The sequence below is a fragment of the Neopararhizobium haloflavum genome (genome assembly GCF_002750855.1).
Lineage (GTDB): Bacteria > Pseudomonadota > Alphaproteobacteria > Rhizobiales > Rhizobiaceae > Georhizobium > Georhizobium haloflavum.
This window is the reverse complement of the sequence record NZ_NWUC01000002.1, coordinates 625646-641415: the sequence shown is the minus strand read 5'-3', so window position 1 is coordinate 641415 and position 15770 is coordinate 625646. Positions and strand designations below refer to the sequence as shown.

The following is a 15770-nucleotide window of genomic DNA, read 5'->3' as shown; positions in this document are numbered from 1 at the left end:
GTCGCAGGTTCAAATCCTGCCCCCGCAACCAAATCCTACACATTATCAAACGCTTGAACGCCGCCCTCCAGGGCGGCGTTTGCGTTTGGGTGCCACATGGTACCACTCGTGACCTGACACCCTAAACTTCCTCCAGATTTGGGTAGAATCAGTCGCTCACGAAGACGGACGATGCGACCATCACGGTTCACAGAGGAACAGAGCATTGGAATGCTGAAGGAGCAGGAGGTCGGCGCGAAGACGGCTGATATCTGCCGCAAGTATGGCATCTCGGACGCGACCTTTTACAAGTTCAAAGCGAAGTTCGGCGGCGTGGAGGTGTCAGGGGCCAAGCGGCTGAAGTCACTTTAGGAGCAGAATGTACGCCTGAAGAAGCTTCTGGCGGAGTCGATGATGGATGTGTCGACGCTCCGCGAGATGCTGACAAAAAACTTCTAACGCCCGGCGCAAGGAAGAATGCCGTGAGTTGGGCAATTGAAGAGAAGAGCTACGCGCAGCGGCGGGCCTGTGCCCTGGTTGGCATCGCGCCGCGTGTCTACCGATACATATGCAGCCGGTCTGACGATGCTGCCCTGAGAGACCGTTTGCGGGAAATGTCATCGGAGCGACGGCGGTTCGGCTATCGCGGTCTTCACCTTCTTTTGAAGCGGGAGGGTGTCGCGGTGAAACTGGAAGAAGCTCTACCGGATTTACAAGGAAGAGCGGCTGACGATCCGAAAACGTGGCGGACGCAGACGGGCTCTGGGTAAGAGAGCGCCGATGGCTATCCCGCAGGACCCGAACAGAGATGGGCTCTCGACATCGTGTCGGACACGTTGGTTGACGCACGCCGCGTCCGCATCCTGTGCGTGATCGACGACTTCAGCCGGGAGTTCCTGGCGACAGTGGTCGACAGCTCGATCTCGGGTGAACGTGTCGCTCGCGAACGGGATGCGATCGCCGAACGGCGTGGCTGACCCTGCATGGTTGTCAGCGACAACGGCATGGAGCTGACGTCAGGGGACATTCAAGCGGGCAGGTCAAAGGGTCTCTCTCGCTAAGGGGTAGCAGGACTGAGAATCTTTCAATGGCCCGAACTTGGCTGCCAAATGCCAGTGGGCCGACGATGACCGACGTCATTCTTCATCTAAGCTTAGTCGGTAGCGCCGCATCTTCTCCCACAGTGTCGTTCTTGATATTCCGAGTTGTCGAGCCGTCTCTGCGATCATGCCCGCATTGGCTTCGAGAGCCCGTTGAATGTGATCGCGTTCGGCGCTTTCCCGCACATGTGCCAACGTTGCCTCGAACGGCGTTTCCTCGCCTGAGGTCAAATCTTTCACGCCATCTGGGAAGAGATCCGCTTCCTCCAATGTGGCTTCTTCGGATAGCACAAAGGCCCGCTCTATACGGTTCAATAATTCGCGGACATTGCCGGGCCAGGCGTGTCGCTTGATGGCTGTGACCGCGCCGGGCGAAAGCGCTTGGCCAGTGGCTCCGTTGCGCTTTGCCACTGATGTGAGGAACTGTCTGGCAAGAGCGAGGCCATCGTCACCGCGAGCACGCAATGGCGGGAGTCTGCATGTGATGACATTGAGCCGGTACCAGAGGTCCTCACGAAATGCGCCTTCGCGCACCATCATGGCGATATCCCTGTTCGTGGCGGATACGATGCGGGCGCGGAATGATACCGTCGCAGTGCCGCCGAGCCGGCGAAAACTCTGCTCTTCAATGACGCGAAGGAGCCGTACTTGTTGCTGCAGTGGTAGATCCGCGACTTCATCGAGGAACAGGGTTCCAGTCTCGGCTTCCTCAAAATATCCACGATGGCTACCGATCGAGCCTGTAAACGCCCCCTTTTCGTGACCGAACAACAATGAATCTGCAAGATCCAGCGGAAGTGCACCACAATTGACGGCGACGAAGGGGTGGTCCCGCCGGTGACTGTCAGCATGGATACGACGCGCGGCGACTTCCTTACCGGTTCCTGTTTCACCGAGAAGCAATATCGGTAGCTCCGAGGGTGCAGCCCGGTGCAGCACGCGATCCACTTCCGCCATGGCATCGCTCACAACCGATAGAGACGTCTGCGCCGTCCTGTGCCTTACAGCAGCCAATTCTCTCAAGCGCGCAACGAGATCATCGACCTCGAACGGTTTGGTCAGATAGTCATGCGCGCCGGCACGAACGAGCCTCACCGCCTGATCAATATCACCATATGCAGTCATGAAGATGATCGGCACCAGGCCGGCACCGGCAAAATGCTCGCGCATCAGCGTCTCGCCATCGCCATCCGGGAGCCGGATATCGCTTACAATCACATCAGGTCGGACTTTGGCCAAAAGCTCTCCAGCCTGGCGCGCGCGGGCGGCCCACTCGACGCGAAAGTTTTCAAGCCTCAATCGCTGCACAAGTGACCCAGCCAGTGTCGGGTCGTCTTCGATCAGCAGGACAAGCGGGCTGGCGTCAGTCATCAGTTTCGATTTCCCTCGAGCTCGGAAGAATGATCTCGATCCGGGTGCCTTTCTCACTGCTGCTGTGAATGGCAAGGCGCGCGCCTATCGTTTGAACCATATTGGAAACGATCCAGGTACCTAATCCCCGCTCCGCCGGCACGTTGTCGACATCGCCGGATACAAGGCTGGCGATCATGTCGGCGCTCATTCCCTCCCCGGTGTCGCTTATCGCAATGAAGGCTTGGCCATCCGTCGACCGGCCAGCCTCGACAACGACGCGCTTGCCTTTCGGGGTCACGTCGATGGCATTCAGGAGGAGGTTGACGATGATCTGGCGAAGCGCATCAGCATCGACGAAAAGAGTAAGAGTCTCATCCAGCCGCCAAATCAGATCGACACCGCGGTGACGTGCCTGTGCGCCCAGCAAGAGGTCGATGTCACCGATCTCCTTCGATGTCACCGTCCGAGTCCCAGAGCGGCGGCGGTATGTCGACAACGTCACATTGACGACGCGCTCGATGCTTGCCAATCCTGTTTCTAGGATCGCCGCCGTCTCGTCGCGCACCTCTGGCCTGTCGCCGAATCGCTTGAGCGTCGAGATGGAGTTCTTAAGTCCAGCGAGCGGATTGCGCACTTCGTGGGCGACGCTGGCTGCCATGCGTGCAAGCAGGGCATCCCGTTCACGCTGCGCTAGTTTTTCACGGTGTCGCGCCCTTTCCTCTTCAGAGCGTTCACGCATGGACAGCGCCGTTTCAAGCCGCGCAATCTCGCTATTTCGGGGGCTGTCAATGAGCAGCAAGCGTGCCCCGTCTTCACCCGCCAATCGTCTCGTGAAGGCATCGAACGGTGCGAGCATGCGTCTTGTAACGACATAGACGATGCCGGCCGCAAACAGAGCGATCATGGTATCAATGAGGAGCGCGTAATTGTTTGCACGGGTCACGGTTTCATTCAGCCCACTGGCATCGAAGGTGGCCGCGATCGATAATTCCCCAGGATCATTCAACTTGTAAGATTTCAGAACCAGTATGAGCTGCTCTGCATCGATCTCCTCTATGACAACGGTGTCGGGCGGAATCGCCTCATGTATCTCTAGTGCCGATATCAGCTTATCGGCGCTGCGGCGTTCGAGCGTGATCGTTTGCGATGTGCCGCCGCTGTTCCGCCAGCGCAGGGCAATGGCTTCTTCCAACAGCGCCGTGCGAAATGTATGCGCGGCCTCCAGTTGACGACGCACCGCGTTTGGCCCTTCCTCGATATCTGCTGCAATATTGCCTGCCACAGCGTCGAGGAAAACCACCGCCTGGTCACGCAGCGCCGTTTCGCCACTCGCGCGCAATACGGATACACCGATGTGCGTGGTGCCGATGGCAATGATGAAGACCGCCACCGCTACCCCGATCGGCAGGGTGATGGTGAGAGGCAGTTTCTTCGAGGCGGCTGTCAGCATGTAGACGTCATACCGTGCTGCCAGCGCAGATAACAGGATTCACGATCGGTCGCGTTGCGCTTCCTGAACAAGAATTTCCCCGCCAAATGTTGACGCGAAGCGGCTGTGCCAGTGCATGCCGAACCACTCTGTGCGCAGTGGCCGCGGCGTTGCTCCCACAATGGCAGCGCGCGCGTGCCCCAGCGCTGGTGGCAACAAATGGTCCGGCGCCGGTGGTATTGTCTGTACAAAGCTCAGTCGATGACGTTCCAGCACAGGCTGGAAACGAACCGGGTCAGTGCCGACATAGTGAAACTCGGAGTCCGGCCAGAGCTCTGACTCGATCGCCCAGTCAAGGAGTGCAGGAAGATGCGCTTCGCCCCGATCACAGATCGCGATGGAGCCGGTTGACCCAGCTTTTTCAGCCGCACAATAGAGAACTGGTCCAGCATGCACGGATGGCAGGCGCAGCAGTCCGTCCGGCGTCCAAGTGGTCAATGGTCGTTTCACTTCCAACCCGTGATGAAACCACCCACGATGCGGCAGGACGAGAAGTGTTTCGCCCTGGTCGCGGCAAGCTAACAACTCTTCCGGGTCTCCCTCATCATAAGCCAACTCTACCAAGTGGTCACCGGCCACTGACCTTTGAAAACCGTGCATTGCGTCACCGACTCTCTGGCGTGTCCGTTGCCTGGCCGCCTGAGGGTGTTCAGCCGTTTCAACGGACTGCGCGTCGATCAGTACGCGCACAGATAAGGAAAGGCCTCGTTCTTTCGCCAACTGGTATGCTCGCGGTGCAGCCACCTCATAGCCATCATAGATCAATGCGAGCCGGACACGCTCCAAAGAATTCAGGCCGCTCAGGTTCTCCGTATCCTCGCTCTTCGCAAGGGGATGCTCCTTAGCCTTCTGGTTGTTGATGCATGGCTGCTGCACCGTCCAGTCCGACCAGTGGAGTCTTTCGTCGAGAGGTGTGGATGCGCGTTCCAGGACGCCCGCCAGCGCATCTTTCGAACCCAAGGTGAGACGGGCTCCGGAAACGTAGGCCGCCCGCCCAAGCAGGTGGCCCGCGATCGGAGCCGACAGCAGCAAGAAAACAATCGTCAGTGCGCCGGTTATGGTCGCCGATACTTCTCCTTGTGCCACGATCGCGCCGGCGACCACCAGCCCAGCGCCCAATGTCCCGGCCTTCGTGGCGGCGTGCATGCGCTGAAACGGATCGGAGAACCGCATTACGCCTAGCGCGGCTAGAACCAGAAAGACGACCCCGGCCAGTTTCAGGAGGATGGATAGAACGAGGATCATCTTTGCGGGCTCCGAGTTTTCCTTTCCAGCAATGCCGATAGTGAGCACGTTGCGATAAAGCCGATCAGTGCGATGCCGAGGGCGATGTCGAGAAATTCACTACGACCGGTGGTGATCATGGTCAGGGCGGCGATTGCGACCGCAACGCCGGTCAGCATGTCGAGAGCGACAAATCGGTCGGCGTAACCCGGACCAGTCAGCATCCGGAGTGCTGCCATCCCGAATGGAACCATCAATATCAATATGAAAATGGCGGCGACTGTGGTCAGCCCGTCGTCGATGAACTGCATCATGCCTCAATCTCCTTGATGCGTGCTTCGAAGGTGTTCTTGATGCCGGCAGCCACTGCCTCGCGATCTGGCGCGTGGAGGACATGCACATAAAGGCTCTTCAAATCCTCGCTGACATGAAGCGATGTCGTGCCCGGTGTCAGCGTGACGCAGTTGGCGAGCATGGTTGCGCCGGTCTTAGTGCGCAGTTCAATCGGCACTTCGATGATTGCGGGTTCAAGGGTCGAAGGCATGAAGAGGACTTGCCGTGCAACCGTGACAGAAGAGAGAACCAGTTCCTTGACGAATATCGCGAAGAGAACCGACGAACGGCCTAAGCGAGAGGGCAGATTAGTCATTGGTTGACCTCCGCTATGTCGGTGTCGTCAAAGAAAAGAGCGATAAAGGCTTGCCTGTCAGCCATATCCGTGGCCGCTCTTTGCGAGAATCGAACCAACGCATCCGGTGCGAAGCCGATCGTAAGCGTGATGATGCACAAGGTTACGATCGGAACCGTAACGGTAACAGGGACGGGGCGGTAATGGATCGGCCTAGGGGGATTCTTCCAGAATGCTTCAAGCCATATTTTCGACATGGAGAAGATGGTCAGGAGACCGACGAAAAGCGCTACCGCGGCGAGCCAACCGGCATCGCCTCGGAAGGAAGCGTCGATCATCATGAATTTTGCCCAGAAACCTGAGAGCGGCGGGATGCCCGCGAGCGAAAGAGCCGGGATGGCAAAGAGGAGCGTGAGGTAAGGGGATTGCTTTATCAATCCGCCGCATTGGCGCAGATCAAACGTTCCCGTCGCGCGCCAAATAGCGCCAGCGATGAAGAATAGGTTCGCCTTCACAATTATGTGGTGGAAGATATAGAAGACAGCGCCAGCAAGTGCGAGCGGCGTCGCCACTGCCAGACCGAGCATGATGTAGCCGATTTGGCTGATGATGTGGAATGACAGAATCCGTCTGACATCCCACTGTACGGCTGCACCGAACACACCGAAGATCATCGTTCCAGCGGCGAAAAACGCCATTAAAGGCTTATAGGCGCCGTCGTCGATATCGAATAGCAGCGTAAATACCCTGAACAGCGCGTAAATGCCGACCTTGGTCAAAAGCCCAGCGAAGACCGCTGACACTATGATCGACGCCGTATGGTAGGAACTTGGCAGCCAGAAGAACATCGGGAAGAACCCCGATTTGATCCCAAACGCGACAAGGAACATCATGGCCGAGATCGTCAGCGCGGCCGATGCTTGTGTTTCCGGCAAGACACGGGCGAGATCGGACATGTTGAGTGTGCCTGTCGCCCCGTACAAAAGCCCGATGGCCATGAGAAACAGGATCGTCGAGATCAGGTTGAGTATTGCGTACTTGATGGCGCCATCGATCTGGGCGCGCGTGCGGTCGAGCGTGATCAAGCCCAGCGTTGTGATCAGCATCACCTCAAACCAGACGTAAAGATTGAAGATGTCGCCGGTCAGAAATGCCCCGTTGACGCCAACCATCAATCCTTGGAACAGAGGATGGAATCCCGCCTCGATCTGGCGTGGTCGCAGTTCCGTTTGCGCGAAAATTATTGCGCAGAGCGCCAGTAGGTTGGCGATGGTGACCATCGCCGCACTGAAGGAATCGGCCATGAACACGATTCCAAATGGCGCACGCCAGCCACCGAACTCCTTGGCTACCATGCCTTCTGACAAGACGATCGAAAGCAGCAGCAACGATGCGGCGAACGTCATTATGACGGCGCCGAGCGTGACGACTCGCTGCAAGCCGTGACGACCGCTGAGGGCTGCTGCGAAGGCGGCCGCGGCGAGCGGTATCGCAACAGGCCACAGGATGATGGTCTCACGGATGAAATCAACCATTGCGCGGTCCCTCTTCGTAGAACGGTGACCCGAGGCGCTCGGCGTCGTTCTGATCGTCTGTGAAGACCGAGCCAATGGTTCCATAGGCCTTCAGCACCAGTGCTGCGGCAAACGCGACAAGCGCGAACCCAATGACGATTGCCGTGAGTATGAGAGCCTGAGGGAGCGGATTGGCCGCGGTCTCGCCTAGGATATTCATGTCGCCTTGGATGATGGGAGGGGCCACCGCCTGCAGGCCGCCGGACACGAAGATCAGTAGGTTCGCCGCGGTCGACAGGATGACAACGCCAAAAAGCATGCGCATCAGATGACGCGATAGCATCAGATAGATGCCGACCCCCATCAGTGCCGATACTGAGAATGCATAGATGAGGCTCATGCAGGTTCCTCCTGGTAGAACCGGAACACCAAGCTGAGGACGCCTCCGATAACGACGAGAAATACGCCAACATCGAAGATCGTTGCGGTGCCGACATGCAAGGCGCCGATGCTTGTCCACCAATGGCGAAGAAAGGAGGAGTCGGAGAATAGACCTGGGAGCCCGCTAAGCAGAGCCAGCAGGAGGCCGAGTCCCAACAGGGTGATTGGGTGGACCATAAGTGCACGGCGCGCAGTGTCGACGCTGTCGGACAGCGCTAGAAGTGCGAACGCAAGCGCGGCGAACAATCCTCCGATGAAGCCGCCGCCCGGATTGTTATGTCCGCGAAAGAGCATGAAGATGGATGCGACGAGCAGCAGGATGAAGAAGATGCGCGTCATGGTGGTGAAGATGAGGGACATGGGCTAATCCTTCGTCCTGATCAGTTTGGCCGGTCCGCGCAGAAGTCCCCATGCCGCGACTGTGGCGAAGGCGACGACGGCGATTTCGCCGAGCGTATCGATTGCGCGGAAGTCGACGAGAATGACGTTGACCACGTTGCGGCCGTAGGCTTCGACGTAGCTCGCATTGGCGAAATACTCCGAAAGCCGAAGATCGATCGGAGAGACGCCCACACTTGCCAGTGCAACGAAAATCATGAGCGCGAACCCCAGGGCCAGTACGGCGTCACGATTACGCTCTCCACCCGTTCGGGAGTGGCGGCGGCGCGCTGGTAGGCGCAGCAGAACAGCGGTCAGTAGGACGACGAGTAACGTTTCTACGGCGATCTGGGTGAGAGCGAGATCGGGAGCACCGTGCATCATGAAGAGGACTGCCGTACCGAAGCCGACAAGCCCGGAGGCGACCAATCCTGCGATCAACGATCGAACAAGCGCGGTCGCGATTGCCCCGAGTACCATTAGGGCAAGAACAGCGACGACGGCAAAGCGGATGTCGCCCTCGGCAGCGAGGAATGCAAAATCCGGCATGGAGACGAAGGCGGCCGCCAGCGCCGCTGTCACCGTGAGGACTACCACCGCCGTATACCTGCGCTGATCGCCGTTTTGCAGCAATTTGGTCGACGAGGCAGCTAGAGCAAGAGTACTGTCGATTGCGGAACGATAGAAGCGATCCCCAAGCAGTGAAAAGAAGCGGTCGTATTGCGCGAGGCGGCGATGAATCGCTTCCCACCATATGGCAATGACGCTGCCTATGACGACTACTATGACGCTGAGCGCAAGCATCGGTGTCAGTCCGTGCCAAAGCCCGAACGAGACCTCGATTTGCTCGCCGCGAAGGGCCGATGCTGCCGGTGCAATGACGGTTCCGGCCACGATGGCGGGGAACAGTCCGATCAGTATGCCAAAGCCGGCAAGCGCCATCGGCCCAACCAGCATGCCAGGTGTTTCGCCGTGCTCGACGACCGTCGGAGTCTTCGTCGGCCAATAATACGGCCGGATGGAGACGACGCCTGCGACGCCAACCATGACCGCGTTCACAATGACTGCAACGACGACCGGGAAAATTGCCCAACTGCTGTCGAGTTGCGCCTCGAAAAGATACTCTTTTGAGATAAAGCCAACGAACGGTGGCAGGCCGGCCATGCTGAGGCTAGCCAGGATGGTTGCAATTGCGGTGAAGGGCAGTGCACGGCCGAGGCCGCGCAAATTCGCCAGCCGCGCTTCACCGGTCGCGTGGATCGCCGTGCCGGCGCAGAAGAACAGGGCGGCTTTGTATAAGGCATGTGCGAGGATGAACCCGACCGTCGCGACGGCCGCCACTTCGCTGTCGAGGCCGATCAACATGACAAGAATGCCGAGTGAGGCGACCGTCGATTGGGCCAGTATGGCCTTGAAGCTTTCGGCTCTGATCGCCTTGAGGCCGGAAACCAGCATGGTGATCGATCCGGCTACCACCAGTGTTTCGCCGAAACCCGGCAGAGTTGCGAAGACCTGATCGAAGCGAGCCAGAAGAAAGACCCCAAGCTTCACCATCGTCGCGGAGTGGAGGTAGGCGGAGGCGGGCGTCGGGGCCGCCATGGCGTTCGGAAGCCAGAAGTGAAATGGGAACTGTGCTGACTTGGTGAATGCGCCCACGATCACGCATGCCGCGATGACGCCGGCCAGCTGGCTTGCTACGAGTTCGCCCGCGCGTTCCAGCACCTCGCTCACCGAAAACGTGTCGAGTGTGATGCCGATCAGCACGATACCAGCGAAGAGAACCAGACCTCCGCCTGCGGTCACGATGAGCGATTGCAACGCCGACGCGCGCGCCTCAGATTTCTCTCCGTCAAATCCGATCAAGAGGAAGGAGATCAAGCTCGTCAGTTCCCAGAATACAAACATGACGATCAGATTGTCGGACAGCACGGTGCCGAGCATCGCGGCCATGAAAGCTAGGATCAGGCTGAGGAAGCGTCCCTTGTCGGCCGTCGACTTGCCGTTGAAGTAACTGCCCGCATAAATCGTCACGAGTGTGCCGATGCCTGAGATCAGGAGAGCGAACAGCAGCGAGAACCCATCCAGCCGGAACGCGAGCTCAATGTTCAGCGATGGTACCCACGCGAACGATTTCACGTGCGCGGCGCCATCGCTCACTGAACCGATCTCACCCAACAGGAGGAAGAAGATGGAGAGGGGAGCGAGGCTCAAAATCCATCCCGACAAGCGAGGCAATACCTGCGATAGCGGCCAGGCCAAGAAGGCGGCGCCCATGGCGCCCAGGATGCTCCAAGCAAAGATCAAAACCGACTCCATTCTGCGTCAGTCATGTCCCAGCAAGCAGCGTGCCAATTTGGCACCTCCCAAATCGCAGCGGGTTAAGCGATGATTGTTTCGGTTCATGTTCGGAAACCGCGACAATACGTTCAGAAGTCCGGACACGAAAATGATGACGCTCGTTTGGGTGTGGCCGCGCAAGCTCGTGTTCTGCCGATGCTCGTTGTCGTAGACCTTCCACAAGTCGATGATGCGGTGTGCCACTGCGAGGCCGCGGAACATGCGTCCGTTTCGGCATTCTTCGCTGAAGCTTGGGTCGGCGCCGGTGCGTGGCCGGGTTGGACCAAAGGCGGGCAACTCCCGGTCTGAAGTCCGACCCGTCCGGCATTGGTCTCGGCCGGATCGGCAATCATCCGTCCGCCCCTTAAGGTTTCCTCATCCGCATGGAGCGGATCATCAAGGAGACGAGACAATGAACGCACTTGGTATTACCAAACTCGGCGCCGCATGCATGGCCTTCGCTCTAGGCGTAGCATTCGCAGCCGCACCAGTGTCCTTCGACGTGACGACCGGTACGCTGAAAAGCGCTTCGGCCTTTGCCAAACACGGTGCGGACGACGGTCCGGGCGACGACAACGGCGGCGGCAGAGGGGGCAGGGGGGGCAAGGGGCGCGGCGGCCACGACGACGGTCCGAACCACCGGTGATATGAGGTGGCTTGCGGCGGCGGCAAAGGATCGTTGGACTTTGGTCCGGCGACACTGCCGCCGGCGCATGCTAAAGTGAGGGTCCCGAAAACCGACTGTCCCGTGTTGACCAGGTTAATGCACATATCCCGCGTGACGTGCCCGCTACGTTCCGTAGCCGTCATTCTCTGGCTCGGAGTGTACGCGTTTGCGGCCGGTCCCTTTTCTATGTCCGGACCTGCCTTCGCCAAGGATGGTGAGGGCGGACGAGGCGGTGGCGATGATGGCGGCGGCGACCACGGCGGGGGCGGCCACGGCGGGGACGAGGGCGGTCATCATGGACACGACGATGGGGATGACAACCAGGATTCAAGCGAGAATGCGTCGATCAGCCGCTTTGTCGACATGGTCAGGAGCCATGGCGGCGTGACTGAGACTGAACAGGATCAAGGTGGCATGAAGGTGCGCTACAGCGACGGATGGTCGGAGGCAATTGTCGGGACCCGTTACGTGCTGCGCGACCGGCGTGGTTCGGTCGTTCTGTCGCGGCCGGCCCGCACAATTGACCACCGGCGGCTGCGGGCGCTTCTGCCTTAATTGGTCAAGACTTTACCTCACGCATTGCCCGCGCCTTGATCGCAGCTTCCGTGCGGTTACGGACTTGCAGTTTCTGGAGAACGTTCGTCATGTAGTGCTTAACGGTCTTTTCCTGTAACCGGAGCCGGCGTCCTACTTCCTTGTTGCTCAATCCGTCTGCGACTAGCCAGAGGATTTGTTCCTCGCGGGTCGTGAGCGCTGCTTCCTCGAGCGCTTGCGTTCCGCTGCCAGCCGGCTTCATGGTCTTGAGGATCCGGGCAGCGAGCGTAGGTGTGATGTAGGATTCGCCATTTGCGACACTGCGGACGATTTGAGCGAGTTCGGCGGCCGAAACGCCCTTAAGGACATATCCGCTGGCGCCCGCATCCAAGGCACGCATGATGTCGTCATTGCTTTCCGAGACGGTGAGCATGATCATGCGCGTGCCCTTGACTTCGGAACCAATCCGGCGAGCGGCCTCGACACCTCCGCCAGGCATCGAGATGTCGAGAAGCACGATCGCCGGACGATGTTCCGCGCAAAGCGTGCAGGCTTCTTCCGCCGACGCTCCTTGCGCGACCACGGTGAAACCGCTTTCCTCAAGGCTTCGAATCACGCCGTCCCGGTAAAGAGGGTGATCATCGATGACAATGACCGATGCCGGCTCAATCTGCATTCGCTCGCACTCCCTTGCGCGCGTCGCCGACGCTGCCGAGCGGCATCGACATCGAGATCATCATTTCACCGTCCGCTTCGGTGACTGCGAATGAGCCGCCGAGGCTGCGAACTCGCTCTTTCAGGCCTTGAAGGCCCAATCCACCTCGATGAGTGACCGACGGCCTGTCGGTGGAAGGAATGCGACTAGCGACACCTGCCTCCATCACTCCCTCGCGTGCGATCAGCCAGACCCGCTGGCCAATTCCGTTGGCATGGCGGACCGCATTGTTCAATCCTTCTTGAACCAGGCGCGATACACAAATCCTGCCCGGCAGCGAAAGCTCCGCGACGGCAGCGTCCAGCGACAGCGCCACGGACGTACCGGTGCGTTGCTCGTGGTTGGATACCATCAGCTTAACCGCTTCCTCTGCGGATAGACTTTCCACCTCAGGCAGAGAGAGGCCGGCGCAGATGTTGCGTATGTCGGTCATGGCGTCGCGAAGTGCTGTCGTCATGGCGGCGGCCTCGCGGCGTCGGGTCTCTATCCGTTTGGACTCCGCGATGCTCGACGCGCGAAGAAGCGCAAGGCCGATCAGCTGAGCGGGGCCGTCGTGGAGGTCGGCGCCAAGGCGATGAAGAAACTGTTCGTTCAGTTCCGTGACCCGGCCGGAGGCGTGTTCGACTCCGGTGCGAAGCGCGGCATTCTGCGCGGCAAGCCGCTCGCTCTCGCGTATGCGACCCTCGAGTTCAGCCCGCTGCCGAGCTATCATGACGCTCCCCCGCTGGACCACACCGAATAACGCGATCCCGATCAACAAGGTTGTTGCCGAAACGATCGCCCAGCTCTGGACACGCGCTCGGGCGAGGCTTGCCGAGAGTGCTGTTGCGTCTTCATAAAACTCGACTACCGCAATGATCTCGCCGGTCCAGTGCCGGCGGATCGGCGAATAGATTTCGAGCAGCGGTTTGCCAAATGCGGACTCGCGCGTGCTTTCTGCATCACCTACCTGGTCGAGCTCGGAGACAATCTCGCCGGCGAGCGCGCGCTGAGCGCTTTCATTGAGAGGAAAGGATGCGCCGACCAGTCCAGGATCGGTCGCATACGCGACTAGGCCGCCAGGCTTCCATATCTTGATTGAAAGTACTCTCTCGCCCAACACACTTGCGGTCAGGATTTCTTCCAGCGCCCGCACAGGGCCTATCGATAGCTGGTCGTTCTCCTCGAGTTCTTGGGAGAGAGGTGCAATGATGCTGTCCATCAGGAGAGCGGTGGCTGAGGCAGTGCTCTCCACCACGTCGCTGCTGATACGGGCCGTAACCCACGAGCCGATCGTGACCATTGCAACGATCATCACCACGCTGCCGGTCAGGGCGAAGCGCGCTGAAAGGCTCAGACGATCAAGGCGCGCGGCCGCGGCGAGCCGGAGCCGATGGGCAAGGGAAGCCATGCGGAATGAATCGCACCGAACGGCGTCTTTGCCAATCGACCAAAGTCCGAACAGTCCGTCTCCTTGCCGGTTTCGTGCGGATAGGGCTAACGGAAGTCTTGACAACATAAAGCACAGCCGCAGTTCGGCGCGGGAGGCGCGTTGAGGGGGAGGAGTGTTCGGTTGTCGAACCGACTGATTTTGAACTGCGGCTAGCGGGCTGCTGGGCATAGCTCCATTTCGCTGAGGCGCCAGCGCAAGAGTCGCTGCCTTTGAGGACGTTCCACCCGTCCAAGCTGCTTAACATATCGGGCCCTCGAACATGCCGAACCCACAGGCCCCGCGAACGCCAAGTTTGGGAATATTGACGCCATCTTGAGGGTGTCAGTAATTCAACGACCGCTTCCCGAGGAGGCCTGCCGAAACCGGACTGACGGGTTTCGGCCTCATAAATGCCTGAGGAGGTCATTGGTCAAGTGCGATTGGTTGGGCGAAAGCCAACGACTGAAACGGATTGCAATCGAGACGGACAGTTGTGAGGCTTGCCGCCGAGAAATGCAGACTTTCGTCATTTCAGGCAGATGCCGTCGAGCACAAGGTGATACTTCTAACGAGCGTGGTCTTGGTAGGGTCGAACTCCATAGTTGCGCCGCCCACGGCTCGACATCGATATTGCCGCGGATGGCGCATACGGGTGGGTTCGATACAAGTTCTTTGACGTCAGTGCAGTGCAGTGCGGGCAAGGCGGCAACAGATCTCTGATGAATGAAGCAATCAAGCCGGATGAATCTGGCGCGCAATGCACGACCCCTTCCAGCAATCATACTGAGGTCGCCTCTTCGTTCTGTCGGATCAGACGGCCGGCCCGCTAAGGCATCAGCGGACCGTCGATAATGTCAGGATTAAATGGTGCGCTATTCGCCGGAGCCGCGCAGGCGCTCGGCACCGTTCACGACCTCACCGAATAGTTTCTGAATCCGCGAATGATACGGATAGACGAGTTCGGCAAAATCGGCTTGCGAGTTGTAGACCTTGGCGAAGAATTCGTCATTGGCCAGATATTCCTGAACCACTTCGTTCTGGGCCTCGATGAAGAGATCGTAATATTCGTCGGGGGTATCAAGCAGTTCTACACCTTGCTCTTCATACTCCCGCACTGCTTTGGCATTCTCGTGCAGATTAACGGCCTGCGTCCTTGCCGAATTTGCCATGATGGCCGTCTCGACGATGGCTTGCAGATCTTCTGGAAGATCATCCCAGAAATCGCGGCACAGAACGAGTTCCCCGACATCGGTCTGCTGATGCAATCCTTGCAGGTAATAATAGTTCCAGATGCTGTCCAGACCGAGATTGCGATCGTCGGCCGGGCCAATCCACTCGGCTGCATCGATCGTCCCACGCTGTGCGGCAGGGACGATCTCACCGCCAGGCATTGCCACCGCGGGCACACCCATCGCATTGTAAGTCTGGCCAGCGATGCCCGGTGGCGATCGGTATTTGATGCTGCGGAATTCCTCCATGTTCTCGAATGGTTTGGAGAACCAACCGAGCGGATCCGGCCCCATCGGCTGCATGAGGAACGGCACGACGTTTATGCCCATGATTTCTTGAGTCAATTCGGTGTAAAGCGCTTGTCCTTCTCCGCTGTAATACCATGACATCAAGGTCTGCTGGTCCATGCCTGTGCTTGCAGGGACATTGGAGAACAGCACATAGGCAGGATGCATGCCGGACCAGTAGTGAGGCCAGGCATAGCCAGCCTCAACCACGCAATTTCCGACCGCGTCAAGGATTTCGAATGCGGCAACCTCCGCGCCATCGGGCAGCACTTTGACTTCTATTCGCCCACCCGACATCGTCTGCACCCTCGCGGCGAAGTCTTCCAGCAGTTTGAAGTACAAGCTCGATGTCGGCACGGCTGTCTGGATGTTCATTTCATGGGTTTCTTCCTGTGCCTGCAGTGCGCCCGTTTGCAAAGCGAGCAACACTCCCGCACCTCCCAGGATGAGACTTTTCTGCATGATCATGATCTTTCCTCCGTT

The 15770-nt window shown here is 58.8% G+C and carries 14 protein-coding genes and 1 pseudogene; 3 read left to right on the top strand and 12 right to left on the bottom strand.

Annotated features, from left to right (window positions below; all coding sequences use genetic code 11):
- Window positions 1–171: 171 nt before the first annotated feature.
- Window positions 172–953, top strand: a pseudogene (locus tag CN673_RS21290) (transposase); the annotation flags it as partial.
- Window positions 954–1115: 162 nt separating this feature from the next.
- On the opposite strand, the gene CN673_RS07520 reads toward CN673_RS21290, so the two are convergent.
- From CN673_RS07520 to mbhE, 9 genes are read right to left on the bottom strand one after another with little or no spacing between them, the layout of a single operon-like run.
- Complete coding sequence (locus tag CN673_RS07520) at window positions 1116–2450, bottom strand: sigma-54-dependent transcriptional regulator (protein WP_099865585.1); 1335 nt, start codon at window positions 2448–2450, stop codon at window positions 1116–1118.
- Window positions 2443–3882, bottom strand: coding sequence for a sensor histidine kinase (locus CN673_RS07515; RefSeq protein WP_099865584.1), 1440 nt, complete (start codon window positions 3880–3882; stop codon window positions 2443–2445). Before CN673_RS07515 ends, CN673_RS07520 begins: the two co-directional genes overlap by 8 nt.
- A gap of 39 nt (window positions 3883–3921) precedes the next feature.
- Window positions 3922–5166 carry a monovalent cation/H(+) antiporter subunit G gene (mnhG, locus tag CN673_RS07510; RefSeq protein ID WP_099865583.1) on the bottom strand — a complete coding sequence of 415 codons (1245 nt, stop codon included), beginning with the start codon at window positions 5164–5166 and terminating at the stop codon, window positions 3922–3924.
- On the bottom strand, window positions 5163–5459 hold the full coding sequence (locus tag CN673_RS07505) for an MrpF/PhaF family protein (protein WP_099865582.1): 297 nt from the start codon (window positions 5457–5459) through the stop codon (window positions 5163–5165). Before CN673_RS07505 ends, mnhG begins: the two co-directional genes overlap by 4 nt.
- Complete coding sequence (locus CN673_RS07500; protein WP_099865581.1) at window positions 5456–5794, bottom strand: Na+/H+ antiporter subunit E; 339 nt, start codon at window positions 5792–5794, stop codon at window positions 5456–5458. The genes CN673_RS07505 and CN673_RS07500 overlap by 4 nt, the downstream gene beginning before the upstream one ends.
- Entirely contained in the window at window positions 5791–7308 is a 1518-nt protein-coding gene (locus CN673_RS07495) for a Na+/H+ antiporter subunit D (RefSeq protein ID WP_099865580.1), read from the bottom strand. The genes CN673_RS07500 and CN673_RS07495 overlap by 4 nt, the downstream gene beginning before the upstream one ends.
- Entirely contained in the window at window positions 7301–7687 is a 387-nt protein-coding gene (locus CN673_RS07490; protein ID WP_099865579.1) for an NADH-quinone oxidoreductase subunit K, read from the bottom strand. The genes CN673_RS07495 and CN673_RS07490 overlap by 8 nt, the downstream gene beginning before the upstream one ends.
- Window positions 7684–8088, bottom strand: a complete 405-nt coding sequence (locus CN673_RS07485; RefSeq protein ID WP_099865578.1) for an MnhB domain-containing protein — start codon at window positions 8086–8088, stop codon at window positions 7684–7686. The genes CN673_RS07490 and CN673_RS07485 overlap by 4 nt, the downstream gene beginning before the upstream one ends.
- Window positions 8089–8091: 3 nt before the next feature.
- Complete coding sequence (mbhE, locus tag CN673_RS07480) at window positions 8092–10317, bottom strand: hydrogen gas-evolving membrane-bound hydrogenase subunit E (RefSeq protein WP_245409814.1); 2226 nt, start codon at window positions 10315–10317, stop codon at window positions 8092–8094.
- Between the two features lie 538 nt (window positions 10318–10855).
- On the opposite strand from mbhE, the gene CN673_RS07470 reads away from it, so the two are divergent.
- Complete coding sequence (locus tag CN673_RS07470; protein ID WP_099865575.1) at window positions 10856–11089, top strand: hypothetical protein; 234 nt, start codon at window positions 10856–10858, stop codon at window positions 11087–11089.
- A gap of 207 nt (window positions 11090–11296) precedes the next feature.
- Window positions 11297–11665 carry a hypothetical protein gene (locus tag CN673_RS07465; RefSeq protein WP_099865574.1) on the top strand — a complete coding sequence of 123 codons (369 nt, stop codon included), beginning with the start codon at window positions 11297–11299 and terminating at the stop codon, window positions 11663–11665.
- Between the two features lie 4 nt (window positions 11666–11669).
- Here CN673_RS07465 and CN673_RS07460 read toward each other — a convergent pair whose 3' ends face one another.
- The 3 genes from CN673_RS07460 to CN673_RS07450 form a co-directional block, all read right to left on the bottom strand.
- Complete coding sequence (locus CN673_RS07460; protein ID WP_099865573.1) at window positions 11670–12320, bottom strand: response regulator; 651 nt, start codon at window positions 12318–12320, stop codon at window positions 11670–11672.
- On the bottom strand, window positions 12310–13653 hold the full coding sequence (locus CN673_RS07455; RefSeq protein ID WP_198585928.1) for a sensor histidine kinase: 1344 nt from the start codon (window positions 13651–13653) through the stop codon (window positions 12310–12312). Before CN673_RS07455 ends, CN673_RS07460 begins: the two co-directional genes overlap by 11 nt.
- A gap of 989 nt (window positions 13654–14642) precedes the next feature.
- On the bottom strand, window positions 14643–15755 hold the full coding sequence (locus CN673_RS07450) for a TRAP transporter substrate-binding protein (protein WP_099865571.1): 1113 nt from the start codon (window positions 15753–15755) through the stop codon (window positions 14643–14645).
- Window positions 15756–15770 lie beyond the last annotated feature (15 nt).

What these genes read in the sequence shown, in the direction of transcription:
- CN673_RS07520 (WP_099865585.1), bottom strand. Translation starts at nt 2,450, where the DNA reads ATGACTGACGCCAGCCCGCTTGTCCTGCTGATCGAAGACGACCCGACA.
- CN673_RS07515 (WP_099865584.1), bottom strand. Translation starts at nt 3,882, where the DNA reads ATGCTGACAGCCGCCTCGAAGAAACTGCCTCTCACCATCACCCTGCCG.
- mnhG (WP_099865583.1), bottom strand. Translation starts at nt 5,166, where the DNA reads ATGATCCTCGTTCTATCCATCCTCCTGAAACTGGCCGGGGTCGTCTTT.
- CN673_RS07505 (WP_099865582.1), bottom strand. Translation starts at nt 5,459, where the DNA reads ATGATGCAGTTCATCGACGACGGGCTGACCACAGTCGCCGCCATTTTC.
- CN673_RS07500 (WP_099865581.1), bottom strand. Translation starts at nt 5,794, where the DNA reads ATGACTAATCTGCCCTCTCGCTTAGGCCGTTCGTCGGTTCTCTTCGCG.
- CN673_RS07495 (WP_099865580.1), bottom strand. Translation starts at nt 7,308, where the DNA reads ATGGTTGATTTCATCCGTGAGACCATCATCCTGTGGCCTGTTGCGATA.
- CN673_RS07490 (WP_099865579.1), bottom strand. Translation starts at nt 7,687, where the DNA reads ATGAGCCTCATCTATGCATTCTCAGTATCGGCACTGATGGGGGTCGGC.
- CN673_RS07485 (WP_099865578.1), bottom strand. Translation starts at nt 8,088, where the DNA reads ATGTCCCTCATCTTCACCACCATGACGCGCATCTTCTTCATCCTGCTG.
- CN673_RS07470 (WP_099865575.1), top strand. Translation starts at nt 10,856, where the DNA reads ATGAACGCACTTGGTATTACCAAACTCGGCGCCGCATGCATGGCCTTC.
- CN673_RS07465 (WP_099865574.1), top strand. Translation starts at nt 11,297, where the DNA reads ATGTCCGGACCTGCCTTCGCCAAGGATGGTGAGGGCGGACGAGGCGGT.
- CN673_RS07460 (WP_099865573.1), bottom strand. Translation starts at nt 12,320, where the DNA reads ATGCAGATTGAGCCGGCATCGGTCATTGTCATCGATGATCACCCTCTT.
- CN673_RS07455 (WP_198585928.1), bottom strand. Translation starts at nt 13,653, where the DNA reads ATGATCGTTGCAATGGTCACGATCGGCTCGTGGGTTACGGCCCGTATC.
- CN673_RS07450 (WP_099865571.1), bottom strand. Translation starts at nt 15,755, where the DNA reads ATGATCATGCAGAAAAGTCTCATCCTGGGAGGTGCGGGAGTGTTGCTC.